Origin of the sequence: Halorubrum persicum (genome assembly GCF_002727125.1) — an archaeon.
Classification (GTDB): domain Archaea; phylum Halobacteriota; class Halobacteria; order Halobacteriales; family Haloferacaceae; genus Halorubrum; species Halorubrum persicum.
The window spans coordinates 1-12,926 of sequence record NZ_NHOA01000109.1 but is presented as its reverse complement, the minus strand read 5'-3'; the positions used below and the strand labels follow the sequence as shown (position 1 = coordinate 12,926).

The window sequence follows — 12,926 nt, the reverse complement described above, 5'->3', positions numbered from 1 at the left end:
CACCGTGGGGGCGCAGTTTCCGCGATCCACTCCCGATCGCTCCGCTCCCGTCCCCGGAATCGGCCTCAGTTCTCGGATTCGCCGTTGCCGCCGGGCTCGCTGTCGGAGCGACCGTCGTCGCCGTCGGATCCATCGCTGTCTGGAACCGAGATCAGGTTCTCGCGCCCCAGCCGAAGCTTCTCCACGCGCCCCGCATCGGCCATCGCGGAGAGCAGCTGTGACACCTTCGCGTCCGACCACCCGGTCTCGGCGACGATGTCGGCCTGTCGCATCCGCCCGCCGTTCTCCTCGAGGAGGCGCTCGACGCGCTCCTCGTCGGACAGCAGCGAGAGGTCCTCGTCGTCCCCCTCGGGTGTCGCGTCGTCGCCCGCTTCCGGTCCGTCGACCGTCGGGTCGGGATCGCCCGCGGCGCCCTCTGCGTCGTCGCGCCCTTCGGGGCCGGCGCGTTCTCCGCCGTCGCTGTCGACGGTCGCCCCGTTCGTGCTCCCGCCCGACGCGGGGGCCGGACCGCCGTCGATGCGTCGGTATCCGACGATGCTCCCGGCGATGAGCACGGCGGCGACGACGATCGCGGCGGTGATCATCGTCCACGGGGGTGAGGCGGCCGGCGCGTACACGACCGCGACCCGCTCCTCCTCGCCGAAGACGCGCGGCCCCTCGACGATCACGGCGTTGTCCCGCAGCCGGTCCGTGGCGTCCGAGGTCCCGGTGATGGTGTACCCCTCCGGCGTCGCCACTTCGAGCGTCTGCCCCTCCTCCAGCGAGAGCAGCCACGTCCCGCCGTTGGGTGTCGTCAACGCGTCGCCCAGCACCAGGTTCTCGCCGTCTTCGTCGAGGAACTGGGTCCAGACGAACGTCAGGCGGAGCTCGCCGACCGCCGCCGTCTCGCCGCTCGCCACGCCGAACGACGAGGGGTCGTCGTGGACGACGACCTCGCGCGCGGCGTCTTCGATCCGCATCGTTCGGTCGACGTTCCGACTGGCCTCACGAGCGAACCCCTCGAACAGCGCCGATTTGGGCCCGATCTCGCCCTCGACGAACCTGTCCCCGACCGCGTCGAACGCCGCGCGGTCCGCCCCATCGGTGAGGGCGTACCTGACGGACACGGTCCACCGGGCGTCCCGGTCCGGCGTCGGCTCGATCAGAATCCGCGTCGACGTGGCCGGGTCGAACGGCTCTTCGATCTGTTCGGCGGCCGACGGGTCGACGGCCAACGGATCGACGGCAGACGCGTCGCCGGCCGACGCGTCGGCGTCGAGGGAGGGTGCGGGCGAGGGGGCGGCTCCCGCGACGGGCGCGACGCCGCTCGCAACGAGTGCGACGGCCACTAGCCCGACGAGGAGGGCGCGAGACGGGGCGTTCCGCATACGGATCAGGGCACTCAGGCGCCGGGCAAAACGCTTTCCATCGTTCGTTTTGCTCGCCGACGGGCTCGCGGCCACCGAACCGGCTCCGAATCCCGGCCGGCCCGTCGGTTCGTTGAGGTGGATTTTTTATATCCTGACGCGAACCAACGCTGTATGAGAGCCCTCCCGGTCTCCCTCGCGCTGCTGCTTCTGTTCGCGTCGATCGTCGGCGCGGCGTCCCCGGCGGCCGTCGCGGGGTCGGTCGCCGACCCCGCGACCGCCCCCGATTCGGTCGTCGAGGGCACCGATGCAACCGTCACGCGCGTCGGATCCGCGGCGACCGGCGTGCTCGCCGGCGGCGACGGCGACCGCGGCCGTCCGCAGGTGGCCTCGGAGAACCTCACCTTCCGGACGCTGTCCACGCCGAGCGACAGCGAGACGCGCTTCGGATCCGGGAGCCGCGGTGCCAACCTCGGCTCGTCGGTCGGGTTCGCCGTCGACGAGACCGACGCGGCCATGGAAACCGCGGCGGTCGTTCAGCGGGTCGAGGCCGCCGAGACGACGCCGGAGCGGCAGCGCCGTATCCTCGCCGCGATCAACCGCGTCGAGCGCGACGAGGTGACGCTCAACAGCCGACAGGCCGAGGCGTTCAGCGCACACGCCGCCGGCGAACTCTCCGACCGGGAGCTCCTCGACGAGCTCGTCCGGATCGCCGCGACCGCCCGCGAGTACGACGCGCGACTGGAAGCGCTCGACGCGCTAGCCGAGGAGACCGACGGGTTCAGCTCTCCGACTCGGCTCGACGAGCTCCAAGTCGCGCTGCAGGTGTACGAGGGCCCCGTCCGCGACTACGCGCTCTCGGCCGCGCGCGGCGAGGTGGCGGCCACTGAGTTGTACATTGAGTCGAGCAACCAGTCGGTCGTGCTGGCGGCGATCATCGACGGCGAGTACGTCCGTGAGGTCTTCCGGCTCGACCGCTGGGACCGCGGTGGCGGAGCGATCGGGAACGACGAGGCGATCGAAGTCACGTCGACCGCCTACCCCGAGACGGCGTCGCTCCGCGAACCCGACGCCTTCGGCGCCGGTTCGGTCCAGCGGATCACCATTCCCCACGATTTCGGTGTCCTGCGCACCTTCGTCAGCGGGGGCACGAGTCAGGTGTTCGTGGAGCACCAACGCCTCGCGCTCGACGCGTTCCCCGACACCGAACTCGTCTCCGAGACCGGGGACGGCTTCAACGTCACCGTCGACCGCAGCTACGCCGGCGGTCCGGTGACAGTCACGGTCCGCGACGAGGAGACCGGCGAGCCCGTCTCCGACGTTACGGTCACCAAAAGCGTCGGCGGCGGGGACAGTCAGACGATCGGAACCACCAACGCGGACGGTGTGGTTCGGACGCTTTCGCCCCCGGAGTCCTACCGGGTCACCGTCGTCGACGAGCCCCGCGCGGTGTTCGTCGACGACCTCGAACCCATCGCGACGCCGCGTCCGGTTGCGGGAGACGACGCGTAGGGATCGCGGCTGCCCCCGACGCTTTTCACGGATCCCGCGGCACTCCCCCCGTGCCAACCGACATCGACCAATCGTCCGGGGGGAGCCCACCGACCGAAACGGGACCGGAAGCCGTTGCTACGGGCTCGACCGCCGTTCGGTCTTCCCGTGCGCTCGCGCCCGTCGCCGGCGTCCTGCTGCTCGCTATCACGGTCGTGCTCGCGGGCGGGGTCGTGACCGCGACGATCGGCGCTCCGCCCGAACCGGCGCCGACGACCGCCCTGTCGCTGTCGGCGACCGACGACCGGATTACGGTCACGCACCGCGGCGGCGACGCGCTCAACGCGACCGAACTAACGGTCCGTGTGCGAATCGACGGCGAGCCGCTCGCCCGGCAGCCGCCGGTCCCGTTCTTCTCGGCGGCGGGGTTCCACCCGGGACCGACCGGCGCGTTCAACGCCGCGACAGACGGCGCTTGGCGCGTCGGCGGGACGGCGTCGTTCCGAGTCGCGGAGACGAACGATCCGACCCTCGAACCCGGTCGGACCGTGGCCGTCGATATCTCGGTCGACGGACGACCCGTTGCGACGCTGGAGGCGGTCGTCGACTCGGGATAAGGAGCGAGGGTGGGGAACGGGGGTTCGAGCGTCACCCGCTACCGTTCGGGGACCCGTGCGACCGTCGTGATCGCACGCGGGCTCCGCGGCGTCGACTGCTGGATGTGGTGTTCGTACGTCTCGTAGCCGGCGGCCTCGAACATCCGGTCGGCCTCCTCCTCGTCGTAGAAGAGCATGATCGCGTCGGCGACCCGCTGGAGGACGCGGTTGTGCGGATAGTCGGGGCCGACCACGAGCACCTGCCCGCCCGGCTTCGCGACGCGGCGGAGCTCTCGTAACCCCTCGATCGGATTCGGCCAGTACTCGATCGAGCCGGAGGACCACACCACGTCGAACGTGTCGTCGCGGAACGGGAGCCGCTCGGCGTCGCCGCGGTAGAAGCTCACGCGGTCGTGTCTTCCGAACTTCTCGAACGCCTTCTCCATCTGGTGGACGCTCTGGTCGAGCCCGTGCACGTCGTCGGCGTGTTCGAGGAGCCCCTCGGTGCCGAACCCGGTGCCACACCCCACGTCGATCACCTTCGGATCGTCGCCGAACTCCAGCCACGAGAGCGCCTCCGCGCGCATCTCCTCGTTCCAGTTGAACCAGTTGATCTTGTCGTACACCTTCGAGAGGTACTTGTAGAACACCCGGGCGTTCGACTTGTCCTCGAGGATCCCCATTTACCGGTTGCTTGGGTCGCCCGCCCCATAACGACACGGATCCCCCGCGGCCGTCGCCGCCGCGTCCCCGACGCGCGCTCCCGTTCCGACCCGCTTTTCCGCTCGCCGCCCGACCGTCGGGTATGGAACCGACGACGAGCGGCCGCTTCCGCGTCCACGACCGCCGCCCCCGTCCCGACATCGACGGGACCGGACCGTCTGATCCACCGGAGGAGTTCGTTCTCGTCGAGCATCCGGAGGAGCCGATCGACCCGACCGACCCCGACGCCGAGGATCGGTTCGACCCGCTGTACGCCGCCGCCGAGGGGTACGAAGGGGACCTCGCCGACCGGGTGGCGTCGCTGGAGCCGGGGGTCGTCGTCGACGCGACGCTCGCGTGGACCGACGGTTCGGCCCGCTTCGCGGATGTCGAAACCGTCCGGGAGAGTCGCTTTCGCTACGCGGACGGCGTGGAGGGGATGTTCGAAGCCGCCGTCGACGCGTGGGACCAGATCCGCTCCGCGGGGGAGGCGGTCGGCTCGATCACCACCCGGTCGAACGACGGCGACCCGAACGGCGCGTTGTACCTGTTCGCGGACGCCCCGGGAAGCGACGCGTTCGCCGATCTCCGGGCGGGACGGATCCCGGTCGAGCCCCTCGTCGCGCGCGTCAACGAGTCGCGAGAGGACGACGACCCCCGCGAGGTGTTCGTTCTCCGTCCCGCCGCCCACGATTTCGTCGCCGTCTACGTCGTCTTCGACCGCGAGGGCGTGCTGGCCCAGACGGTGCGCGACACCTACGATCTCGGCCCCGGCCTCGCTGCGGGGCTCGACGACGGCGCGCTCGACGCGGCCAAGGCGGGATCGGACGGCGGTGACGAAGACGACCTCAGCGACGGCGACGAAGACGGCTTCGACGCCCTCGACCGACTGTAACGATCCGCGGTAGCGCGTTCCCCCGCTACAGCCAGTCGGCGTCCGGGTCGACCCGCCCCGCCGGGGGCTCGCCGTTGAGGACGGCCGCCACGTCGGCGGCGCCGCTTCGGTTGAGGTCGTCGCGCGCCTCTTCGCTGTACCACGCCGCGTGCGGCGTGACGACCGTGTCGTCACGCCCGACGAGCGGGTCGTCCTCGGGCGGTTCGTCGTCGAGCACGTCGAGGGCGGCGCCCTTGATCGATCCCGACTCCAGCGCGTCGAGCAGCGCCGCGTCGTCGACGACCGGTCCGCGGCTCACGTTGACGACGACCGCGCTCTCGTCGAGCCGACCGAGCGCGTCGGCGTCGACCATCCCCCGCGTCGCGTCCGTCAGGGGCGCGTAGACGCCGACGTGGTCGGCGCGGTCGAACAGCTCGTCGAACGCCGCCTTCTCGACGCCGTACTCCGCCATGTCTTCGGCCTCCACGAACGGGTCGTAGGCGACGAGGTCGGCGCCGAACCCGGCGAGCTGTTCGGCCGCGCGCTGCGCGATCGGGCCGAACGAGACGAACCCGATAGTCGACGCGCTCACGCGGTGGATCGGCCGCCCGGGCTCCCAACCCCATCCGCCGGCGGCGACGTGGTCGTCGTACCGCTTCAGCGACCGGAGACCGGCGAGGAGCAGCGAGACGGAGTGGGTCGCCACCTCGTCGGTACAGTAGTCGGGGGCGCGAGTGACGGTGACGCCGTTGTCGGCGGCGGCGCCCACGTCCACGTTGTCCACGCCCACCGCCGACCGGACGACCACCCGGAGGTCCAGCGCGTCGAGCGCCTCGGCGGTGACCGGCGTGTTGATGTCGGTCACCACCGCGTCGGCGCCCGCTGCCGCCTCGATCAGGCGCTCGGTCGACCCCAGTTCGGCGACCTCGATATCGACGGGCTCGTCCACCGCGTCGTCGAGGGTCTCGCGGTACGTCTCCGGGTCGATCATCGGGAACGCCGACAGCACAACTCTGGCCATACGCCAACATTTGTCCCGCCCTACTTGACGCCTTTCTCGCGTTTTCAGCTCCTGAAACACCAATTTTCGATCGTGATCGTCTCTCGAGTCGGGATCGCTTCGCCCCGGTTCCCCCGCGAGTCGATTCCCCCTTACGAGGTCCCGATCATGCCGATCGAGGTCCCGATCGTTCCGATGCCTCTTTGCGCGCGCGCTCGCAAGGGCGTCCGTGAGCGACGACAGTCCGACCGACCCGTCGACCAAGCCGCCGATGCTCGTGCTGTTGGAGTCGCTGGCGTTCTACCGGAACGTCCGCGTCGGGCTCGTCGCCGGTGCGGCCCTCGCGGTCCTGCTGTACGCGGTCCGAACGCTGGAACTGCTCGGGCCGGTGATCGACACCCGAGAGTATCCGCTGTTCGGGCCGGACGCGTGGTTCCTGCTGTTGGCGTTCGTGCTGGCGGCGACGTTCGCACTGCTCGTCGCCATCGCACTCACCGTCGCCGAAGCCGTGCGCGGGGCGCGAGACATGTCTGGCGAGTCCGAAGAGGGCGGCGAGTAGAAGATTGGAGACCGCGTCGATCAGTCGGCGGTACAGGACGCGTCGCTCTCGTCGCCGGTGAACTCCTGCGCGGGCTCGGTGAGCTTGTAGAGGTTCTGCCGGGCGTCCGCGAAGTACACGTCCTCGTCAACGACGTCGATCCCTTCCAGCCGCTCGAGCGCGTAGCGGACGGTTCGAGCCGACAGCATCGACTCTTGGACGATCCCCTTCTGGGTCAACGGCCCGTTGTACTCGAGCACCTTGAAGACGAGCTTGGCGCTCGGCGGGAGGTCGTCGAGTCCCTCCGTTTGGGTTCCTTCCATCGTTACGAACGGAAACCGCACATCGTCATAAATGTTGATGCGTCACCGCGTTCAACCCGGCGATCCGTCGCCGTTACCGGATATTTCTGCTGGTTATTGGCGAGAGATGAGGCAATATAATCCGGTATACTCCCGGCAAACTGACCAGTCAGTCAGCGATGTCGCTCGCGCGCGCTTCGCCGCCAGCGCCTGCCGGGTCGACTCCGGAGCTGCCGAGTCACCGCCGCGGTCGTTACAGCGGCTCGTCACGGGTCGGGCGGTCCCCGTCGGCGGCGTTCGGGCCCGAGCGCTCGGCGGAACGAACGGCTTTTCACCTGTGCTCGCGGATCGACTCGTATGAGCGACGACTCGGGGATATCTGGCCATACCCGAAGCGTGGTCGTCACGACGATCTGCTGCCTCGCGGGGATCGCCGCCGGCGTCGTCTCGGCCGCGTACGTCGGGACGGATCCGGTTGACGCCGCCAGCACCACCGGCGTGCTGGTGATGGGCGCGTTCGTGGTTGCCCAGTTCCCGCTGTACAAGGTGATCGGCGTCGGCGACTTCGGGGTCAAGGACAACCTCTACGTGGCGTTTCTGACGTTCACGCTGTGGTTCATCAGCTACACCGTGCTTGCGACCTCCGGCGTGCAACTGGTGGCGTAAGATGGCGGACGACAGCATCGCCGTCGTCGACCTCGATCGGTGCCAGCCTGACCGGTGTAACTACGAGTGCGCGAACTACTGCCCGCCCAACCGGACGGGGAAGGAGTGCATTACCGAACGCGGCGAAGACGCGGTCGAGGGCGACCCGGACCAGATTCACATCTCCGAGGAGATCTGCCTCGGTGAGACCTGCGGGATCTGCGTCGAGAAGTGTCCGTTCGACGCGATCGAGATCATCAACCTCCCCTCCGAGCTCGACGAGGACCCGGTTCACCGCTACGGCGACAACGCCTTCTCGCTGTACGGGCTCCCGACGCCGAAACCGGGCAACGTCACCGGCATCCTCGGCCCGAACGGGATCGGGAAGTCGACCGCGGTCCACGCGCTCGCCGGCGAGATGGTCCCGAACCTCGGCGACCACGAGTCGGAGGGCGACTGGGAGCGCGTGCTCGACCGGTTCCGCGGCACCGGGCTGCAGAACTACCTCGAATCGCTGAAGGAGGGTGAGGTGACGGTCGCGCGCAAGCCGCAGTACGTCGACCAGATCCCGAACCAGTTCGACGGCAACACGCGCGAGCTGCTGGAGCGCACCGACGAGCGCGGCGCGCTCGACTCCCTCATCGACCGGCTCAACATCGCGCCGGTGATGGACCAGCCGATCGACTCCATCTCCGGCGGCGAGCTGCAGCGCGTCGCCATCGCGGCGTGTCTCGCCCGCGACGCCGACTTCTACTTCCTCGACGAGATCACGCCGTACCTCGACATCGGCCAGCGGATGGTCGTCGCGCGGCTCATCCGCGAGCTCGCGGACGACGACACCGCCGAGCGCTCGATGCTCGTCGTCGAGCACGACCTCGCCATCCTCGATCTCCTGGCCGACACCCTCCACGTCGCGTACGGGGAGCCGGGGGCGTACGGGGTCATCACCGATCCCAAGTCGGTCCGCAACGGGATCAACGAGTACCTGAAAGGGTATCTGGACAACGAGAACATGCGGATCCGACCGTCCGCGATCACCTTCGAGGAGCACGCGCCGCGGGTCTCCTCGCGCAGCGAGACGCTGATCGAGTACCCCGAGCTCTCGAAGTCGTACGGCGACGGCGAGTTCGAGCTCCACGTCGACGGCGGCGAAATCAACCGCTCCGAGGTGCTCGGCGTGGTCGGCCCGAACGGGATCGGGAAGTCGACGCTCGCGAAGCTGTTCGCGGGCTCGCTTGAGCCCGACGAAGGCGAGCTCGACTTCGCGCTCGACATCTCGTACAAGCCGCAGTACATCGACATCGACCAGCCGATGCGCGTCGACGCCTTCCTCTCTTCGATCACCGACGAGTTCGGCAGCTCCTACTGGAACGCCGAGATCGCTCAGCCGCTCCAGCTCGACCGCGTGATGGAGCAGAACCTCTCGGACCTGTCGGGCGGGGAGCGCCAGCGCGTCGCCATCGCGGCGTGTCTCTCCGAGGACGCCGACCTGTACCTCCTCGACGAGCCATCCGCCCACCTCGACGTGGAACAGCGGGTGCGCGCGACGACCGCGATCCGCCGGTACGCCGAGAATCACGACGCGACCGTGATGGTGATCGACCACGACATCTACATGATCGATCTCCTCGCGGACCGCCTGATGGTGTTCGACGGCGAGCCGGCCGAGCGCGGGCACGCGACTCCGCCCCAGGAGATGCGCGACGGGATGAACGAGTTCCTCGCGGACCTGGACATCACCTTCCGCCGCGACGAGCGGACGGGCCGCCCCCGGATCAACAAGCCGGGCTCGCAGCTCGACAGCTCGCAGAAGCGCGAGGGCGAGTACTACTACTCCACCTGACGCCGCTTCCTCCCTCGCTCCGTTCCCGTCCTCGCTCCGTTCCGCTCCACTTCTCACCTGCCCACCCGAATCCGCGGTATCGAAGCGATTAAGCGGGGATGCCGCGAACGACGGGATATGCAACACCTCATCATTCGCGGCGACCCCGGGATCCGGCGGGACGCGGTGATCGAGTACGAGGGCGAGGAGCTGGTGTGTTTCGGTATCAACGTCCAGGGTGGCTGGCACGGCCCGGACGAGCCCCAGCTCTGGTGTACCGTCGGCACCGAAGACGAGCGCGAGGCCTACGACAAACGCGAGTACGTCCCTCACTGGCTCGACGTCGACACGATCGACGCCGAGGAGCTCGACGTGATCAAAGCGAAGGGCGAACTGTCGGTCTGACGCCGCCGTCCGTCTGCGGTTTCGACTCTGTTCTCACACCGGCGGATCGTCCAGCCACGCCTCGATGGCGCCGGCCATCGCGCCGCGGCGGTGGATCGTCCTCGCCTCGGGATCGACCACGGTGCTCTCCGTGCCGGGCGTCTCGCCGTCGTCGATCAGCACAGCGACACCCTCGCGGATCCGGTCGCCGAGGTCGTCGAGGCTCGTCACGCTCCCCCGTCCGGACACGTTCGCGCTCGTCGCGGTGAGCGGTCCGGTCTCTCGGAGCAGGTCGCGGGCGACCGGCTGGTCGGGAACGCGGATCCCGACGCGGTCGCGTCCGGCGGTGAGCGCGTCGGGGACCGCGTCGCCGCGCTCGACGACCACGGTCACGGGGCCGGGGAGGAACGCCCGGGCGAACGAGATCGCGAACTCGGTGGGCTTGGTGTGTCGGAGCGCGGCGTCGACGCTCGGGACGCCGAGCGAGAGCGGATTCGAGCGCTCTCGTCCCTTCAGATCGAACACCCGTTCGACCGCGTCTGGGTCGAGCGCGTCGCCGCCGAGCCCGTACACCGTCTCGGTCGGGTAGACCACGAGATCGCCGTCGGCGACCGCCTCGGCCGCTCGTCGGAGGGTGTCGCTGTCCGTTGTCACACCATCGCGTTCGTGGCGGTCGCGAAAAAGGGTAACGAGTGGGGGTGACGATCGGCACCGGCAACCGGGTGCCGGGGGTGACGATCGTTTGCGCGGTCGGTTTCGCAGTCAGTCGACGAGCCGGTCGATCGCGTCGCCGATCGCCTCCGCGTCCGGGAACTCGGGGTGTTCGCTCGCGACCCACGCGAACTCGACGGTCCGGTCGGCGTCCAAGAGGAACACGGCGGGTCGCGTCTCGGTGATCCCGCTCATCCCGTCGATGTCGTGTGCGAGACCGTACGCCTCGATCACGCCCGCGCCGGGATCGGAGAAGAGCCGGACGCCGTCGGCGCGCTCGTCGAGGAGGCGCTTGTGGGCGTACGGCGAGGAGATCGACACGCCGAGCACGTCCAGATCGGCCGCCCACCCGTGGTCGTCGACCGTGTTGTGGAGGTACGTCGCCTGGAAGGCGCCGTCCATCGGGTGGAACAGCAGGAGGGTCGGCCCGTCGACGGCCTCGTCGAGCGCGCAGTCCTCCCAGTACTCTTCGTCGACGAGCGGTCGGGTGAAGTCGGGCGCCGTGTCGCCCTCGGCGACGTGGTCCGTCTCGGGCAGCGAGACGACGTCGAAGTCGGGCATCTCAGGCACCCCCCTCGCCGTAGGTTCCCTTCAAGTACTCCACGATGTTCGCGCTCTCGGACATCGTCACGCCCGTCTCGCGGTCGACGATGGCGGGGACGCTGCGCGCCCCGGAGACGCGCTTGACGACGTTGCGCTCGGAGTGCATCGGCTCGACGTACCGCGACCGGTACGCCACGTCGAGTTCGTTCAGGGTGCGGGCGACGCGCTCGCAGTAGGGACACGCCTGCAGTCGGTACAGGGTGATCGGTGGGTCGCTCATACCTCGCCGTTTGCCGGCGAGACGGGTAATCATGTCGGCGGCGGTACTTCGCGGGCGGAGCCCTCCGGATCGCCGGTTCGGTGATCGTCGATCGACCGAGCGCGCCCGCCGTAATCGCTACTCGACCGGCACAGTGAGTGTGCGAAGGGAACGCTTTAATCGCGGGGAGCCAGAAAGCAAACGAATATGGGTTTGTCGTCCAGCGTGTCGGCGGCCGATGTCCTCCAGCTACCGATGCCCGGCGACGGCGTCGTGACCGTCCTCGGCGTCGCCGCGATTCTCGTCCTGGTCGGACTGTCGGCGTTCTTCTCCTCGTCGGAGATCGCGATGTTCTCGCTGCCGCAACACCGCGTCGACAGCCTCGTCGACGAGGGGGTAACAGGGGCGGAGACGATCCGGGGTATGAAACAGAACCCCCACCGCCTGCTGGTGACGATCCTCGTCGGGAACAACATCGTCAACGTGGCGATGACCTCCATCGCGACCGCGCTGTTCGGGATCTACCTCTCGCGGGGCGAGTCGGTGCTGGCGACGACGTTCGGCATCACGACGCTCGTGTTGATCTTCGGCGAGAGCGCGCCGAAGTCGTACGCCGTCGAGAACACCGAGTCGTGGGCGCTCCGGATCGCCCGCCCGCTCAAGCTCTCGGAATACGCGCTGTACCCGCTCGTGGTCCTGTTCGACTACATCGTGAAGGGAGTCAACAAGGTGATCGGCGGGTCGTCCGCCATCGAGTCGACGTACGTCACCCGCGACGAGATTCAGGACATCATCGAGACGGGGGAGCGCGAGGGGGTCATCGAGGAGGAGGAGCGGGAGATGCTCGACCGCATCTTCCGGTTCAACAACACCATCGCCAAGGAGGTGATGACGCCCCGCCTCGACGTCACCGCGGTCGCCAAGGAGTCCTCGGTCGAGGAGGCGATCGAGAAGTGTATCCAGGCCGACCACGAGCGCGTCCCCGTCTACGAGGGGAACCTCGACAACATCATCGGCGTCGTGACCGTGCGCGACCTGGTCCGCGAGCTGCGCTACTCCGAGGGCGAGCCGTCGCTGGCGCGGGTCGTTAAGCCGACGCTGCACGTCCCCGAGTCGAAGAACGCCGACGAGCTGCTCGCGGAGATGCAGGACAACCGCCTCCAGATGGTCACCGTCATCGACGAGTTCGGCACCACCGAGGGGATCATCACGTTGGAGGACATGGTCGAGGAGATCGTCGGCGAGATCCTGGAGGGCGACGAGGAGGCCCCCGTGGAGTTCATCGAGGACAACGTCGCCGTCGTGCAGGGCGAGGTGAACATCGACGAGGTCAACGAGATACTCGGGATCGACCTCCCCGAAGGCGAGGAGTTCGAGACGCTCGCCGGCTTCGTCTTCAACCGCGCCGGGCGTCTCGTCGAGGAGGGCGAGGAGATCGAGTTCGACGGGATCCGGATCCGGATCGAGCGCGTGGACAACACCCGGATCATGTCCGCGCGGGTGACCGTGCTCGACGCCGCCGAGACGGCCGAGTCGATCGCCGAGGAAGAGGCGGCGGAGCCGGGTGCCGAGCCCGAAGCGCCCCCGAACGACGCGGAGTAGTACGTTGTCGTGAACAGTGATCGGGCGGAGAGCGTCTCTGGTGGTTCTGTCGGTCGCCTATAACTGATTACTGACGGCGGATCGAGGGTGACCACCTCCAAAGCCCCAGCC

General features: G+C 68.7%; 15 protein-coding genes. 8 read left to right on the top strand and 7 right to left on the bottom strand.

Annotation, left to right across the window (positions count from 1 at the left end):
• Nucleotides 1-65: 65 nt before the first annotated feature.
• Entirely contained in the window at nt 66-1,367 is a 1,302-nt protein-coding gene (locus DJ69_RS12290) for a helix-turn-helix transcriptional regulator (RefSeq protein WP_099255870.1), read from the bottom strand.
• 153 nt (nt 1,368-1,520) lie between these two features.
• Here DJ69_RS12290 and DJ69_RS12285 point away from each other — a divergent pair, with 153 nt between their 5' ends.
• Together DJ69_RS12285 and DJ69_RS12280 are read left to right on the top strand one after the other, a co-directional pair.
• On the top strand, nt 1,521-2,858 hold the full coding sequence (locus tag DJ69_RS12285; protein ID WP_099255869.1) for a DUF7094 domain-containing protein: 1,338 nt from the start codon (nt 1,521-1,523) through the stop codon (nt 2,856-2,858).
• A 50-nt stretch (nt 2,859-2,908) separates the two neighbouring features.
• Nucleotides 2,909-3,454 carry a type IV pilin N-terminal domain-containing protein gene (locus DJ69_RS12280; RefSeq protein WP_394338362.1) on the top strand — a complete coding sequence of 182 codons (546 nt, stop codon included), beginning with the start codon at nt 2,909-2,911 and terminating at the stop codon, nt 3,452-3,454.
• Between the two features lie 38 nt (nt 3,455-3,492).
• On the opposite strand, the gene DJ69_RS12275 is transcribed toward DJ69_RS12280, so the two are convergent.
• Nucleotides 3,493-4,116 (bottom strand): methyltransferase domain-containing protein, encoded by a 624-nt coding sequence (locus tag DJ69_RS12275; RefSeq protein WP_099255868.1) that lies wholly within the window; start codon nt 4,114-4,116, stop codon nt 3,493-3,495.
• A 122-nt stretch (nt 4,117-4,238) separates the two neighbouring features.
• Here DJ69_RS12275 and DJ69_RS12270 point away from each other — a divergent pair, with 122 nt between their 5' ends.
• Nucleotides 4,239-5,030 carry a DUF6663 family protein gene (locus tag DJ69_RS12270; protein WP_099255867.1) on the top strand — a complete coding sequence of 264 codons (792 nt, stop codon included), beginning with the start codon at nt 4,239-4,241 and terminating at the stop codon, nt 5,028-5,030.
• A 25-nt stretch (nt 5,031-5,055) separates the two neighbouring features.
• On the opposite strand, the gene DJ69_RS12265 is transcribed toward DJ69_RS12270, so the two are convergent.
• The gene (locus DJ69_RS12265; protein WP_099255866.1) at nt 5,056-6,030 is read right to left on the bottom strand and encodes a C-terminal binding protein; all 975 of its coding nucleotides are present in this window, start codon (nt 6,028-6,030) and stop codon (nt 5,056-5,058) included.
• A gap of 250 nt (nt 6,031-6,280) precedes the next feature.
• Here DJ69_RS12265 and DJ69_RS12260 point away from each other — a divergent pair, with 250 nt between their 5' ends.
• A complete protein-coding gene (locus DJ69_RS12260; protein WP_099255897.1) occupies nt 6,281-6,568 on the top strand; it encodes a DUF7536 family protein in 288 nt (95 codons plus the stop codon).
• Nucleotides 6,569-6,588: 20 nt separating this feature from the next.
• Here the strand turns inward: DJ69_RS12260 and DJ69_RS12255 are convergent, their stop codons facing one another.
• Nucleotides 6,589-6,870: a MarR family transcriptional regulator gene (locus DJ69_RS12255; RefSeq protein WP_099255865.1), complete on the bottom strand. Its 282-nt coding sequence runs from the start codon at nt 6,868-6,870 to the stop codon at nt 6,589-6,591.
• Between the two features lie 336 nt (nt 6,871-7,206).
• Between DJ69_RS12255 and DJ69_RS12250 the strand changes: the two genes are divergently transcribed.
• The 3 genes from DJ69_RS12250 (at nt 7,207) to DJ69_RS12240 (ending at nt 9,721) form a co-directional block, all read left to right on the top strand.
• The gene (locus DJ69_RS12250) at nt 7,207-7,515 is read left to right on the top strand and encodes an EMC6-like membrane protein (RefSeq protein WP_099255864.1); all 309 of its coding nucleotides are present in this window, start codon (nt 7,207-7,209) and stop codon (nt 7,513-7,515) included.
• 1 nt (nt 7,516) lies between these two features.
• On the top strand, nt 7,517-9,337 hold the full coding sequence (locus DJ69_RS12245; RefSeq protein WP_099255863.1) for a ribosome biogenesis/translation initiation ATPase RLI: 1,821 nt from the start codon (nt 7,517-7,519) through the stop codon (nt 9,335-9,337).
• Nucleotides 9,338-9,454: 117 nt separating this feature from the next.
• The gene (locus DJ69_RS12240) at nt 9,455-9,721 is read left to right on the top strand and encodes an HAH_0734 family protein (RefSeq protein WP_004049300.1); all 267 of its coding nucleotides are present in this window, start codon (nt 9,455-9,457) and stop codon (nt 9,719-9,721) included.
• Between the two features lie 33 nt (nt 9,722-9,754).
• Here DJ69_RS12240 and DJ69_RS12235 read toward each other — a convergent pair whose 3' ends face one another.
• From DJ69_RS12235 to DJ69_RS12225, 3 genes are all read right to left on the bottom strand, one after another.
• Complete coding sequence (locus DJ69_RS12235) at nt 9,755-10,354, bottom strand: L-threonylcarbamoyladenylate synthase (RefSeq protein WP_099255862.1); 600 nt, start codon at nt 10,352-10,354, stop codon at nt 9,755-9,757.
• Between the two features lie 108 nt (nt 10,355-10,462).
• Nucleotides 10,463-10,972: a redoxin domain-containing protein gene (locus DJ69_RS12230; RefSeq protein ID WP_099255861.1), complete on the bottom strand. Its 510-nt coding sequence runs from the start codon at nt 10,970-10,972 to the stop codon at nt 10,463-10,465.
• A gap of 1 nt (nt 10,973) precedes the next feature.
• Nucleotides 10,974-11,234, bottom strand: coding sequence for a glutaredoxin family protein (locus tag DJ69_RS12225; RefSeq protein WP_099255860.1), 261 nt, complete (start codon nt 11,232-11,234; stop codon nt 10,974-10,976).
• A 186-nt stretch (nt 11,235-11,420) separates the two neighbouring features.
• Between DJ69_RS12225 and DJ69_RS12220 the strand changes: the two genes are divergently transcribed.
• On the top strand, nt 11,421-12,815 hold the full coding sequence (locus tag DJ69_RS12220) for a hemolysin family protein (RefSeq protein ID WP_099255859.1): 1,395 nt from the start codon (nt 11,421-11,423) through the stop codon (nt 12,813-12,815).
• Nucleotides 12,816-12,926: the final 111 nt, after the last annotated feature.

Bases quoted from the DNA above. Each gene is read 5' to 3' on its own strand.
- DJ69_RS12290 (WP_099255870.1), bottom strand. From the start codon at position 1,367: ATGCGGAACGCCCCGTCTCGCGCCCTCCTCGTCGGGCTAGTGGCCGTC.
- DJ69_RS12285 (WP_099255869.1), top strand. From the start codon at position 1,521: ATGAGAGCCCTCCCGGTCTCCCTCGCGCTGCTGCTTCTGTTCGCGTCG.
- DJ69_RS12275 (WP_099255868.1), bottom strand. From the start codon at position 4,116: ATGGGGATCCTCGAGGACAAGTCGAACGCCCGGGTGTTCTACAAGTAC.
- DJ69_RS12270 (WP_099255867.1), top strand. From the start codon at position 4,239: ATGGAACCGACGACGAGCGGCCGCTTCCGCGTCCACGACCGCCGCCCC.
- DJ69_RS12265 (WP_099255866.1), bottom strand. From the start codon at position 6,030: ATGGCCAGAGTTGTGCTGTCGGCGTTCCCGATGATCGACCCGGAGACG.
- DJ69_RS12260 (WP_099255897.1), top strand. From the start codon at position 6,281: ATGCTCGTGCTGTTGGAGTCGCTGGCGTTCTACCGGAACGTCCGCGTC.
- DJ69_RS12255 (WP_099255865.1), bottom strand. From the start codon at position 6,870: ATGGAAGGAACCCAAACGGAGGGACTCGACGACCTCCCGCCGAGCGCC.
- DJ69_RS12250 (WP_099255864.1), top strand. From the start codon at position 7,207: ATGAGCGACGACTCGGGGATATCTGGCCATACCCGAAGCGTGGTCGTC.
- DJ69_RS12245 (WP_099255863.1), top strand. From the start codon at position 7,517: ATGGCGGACGACAGCATCGCCGTCGTCGACCTCGATCGGTGCCAGCCT.
- DJ69_RS12240 (WP_004049300.1), top strand. From the start codon at position 9,455: ATGCAACACCTCATCATTCGCGGCGACCCCGGGATCCGGCGGGACGCG.
- DJ69_RS12230 (WP_099255861.1), bottom strand. From the start codon at position 10,972: ATGCCCGACTTCGACGTCGTCTCGCTGCCCGAGACGGACCACGTCGCC.
- DJ69_RS12225 (WP_099255860.1), bottom strand. From the start codon at position 11,234: ATGAGCGACCCACCGATCACCCTGTACCGACTGCAGGCGTGTCCCTAC.
- DJ69_RS12220 (WP_099255859.1), top strand. From the start codon at position 11,421: ATGGGTTTGTCGTCCAGCGTGTCGGCGGCCGATGTCCTCCAGCTACCG.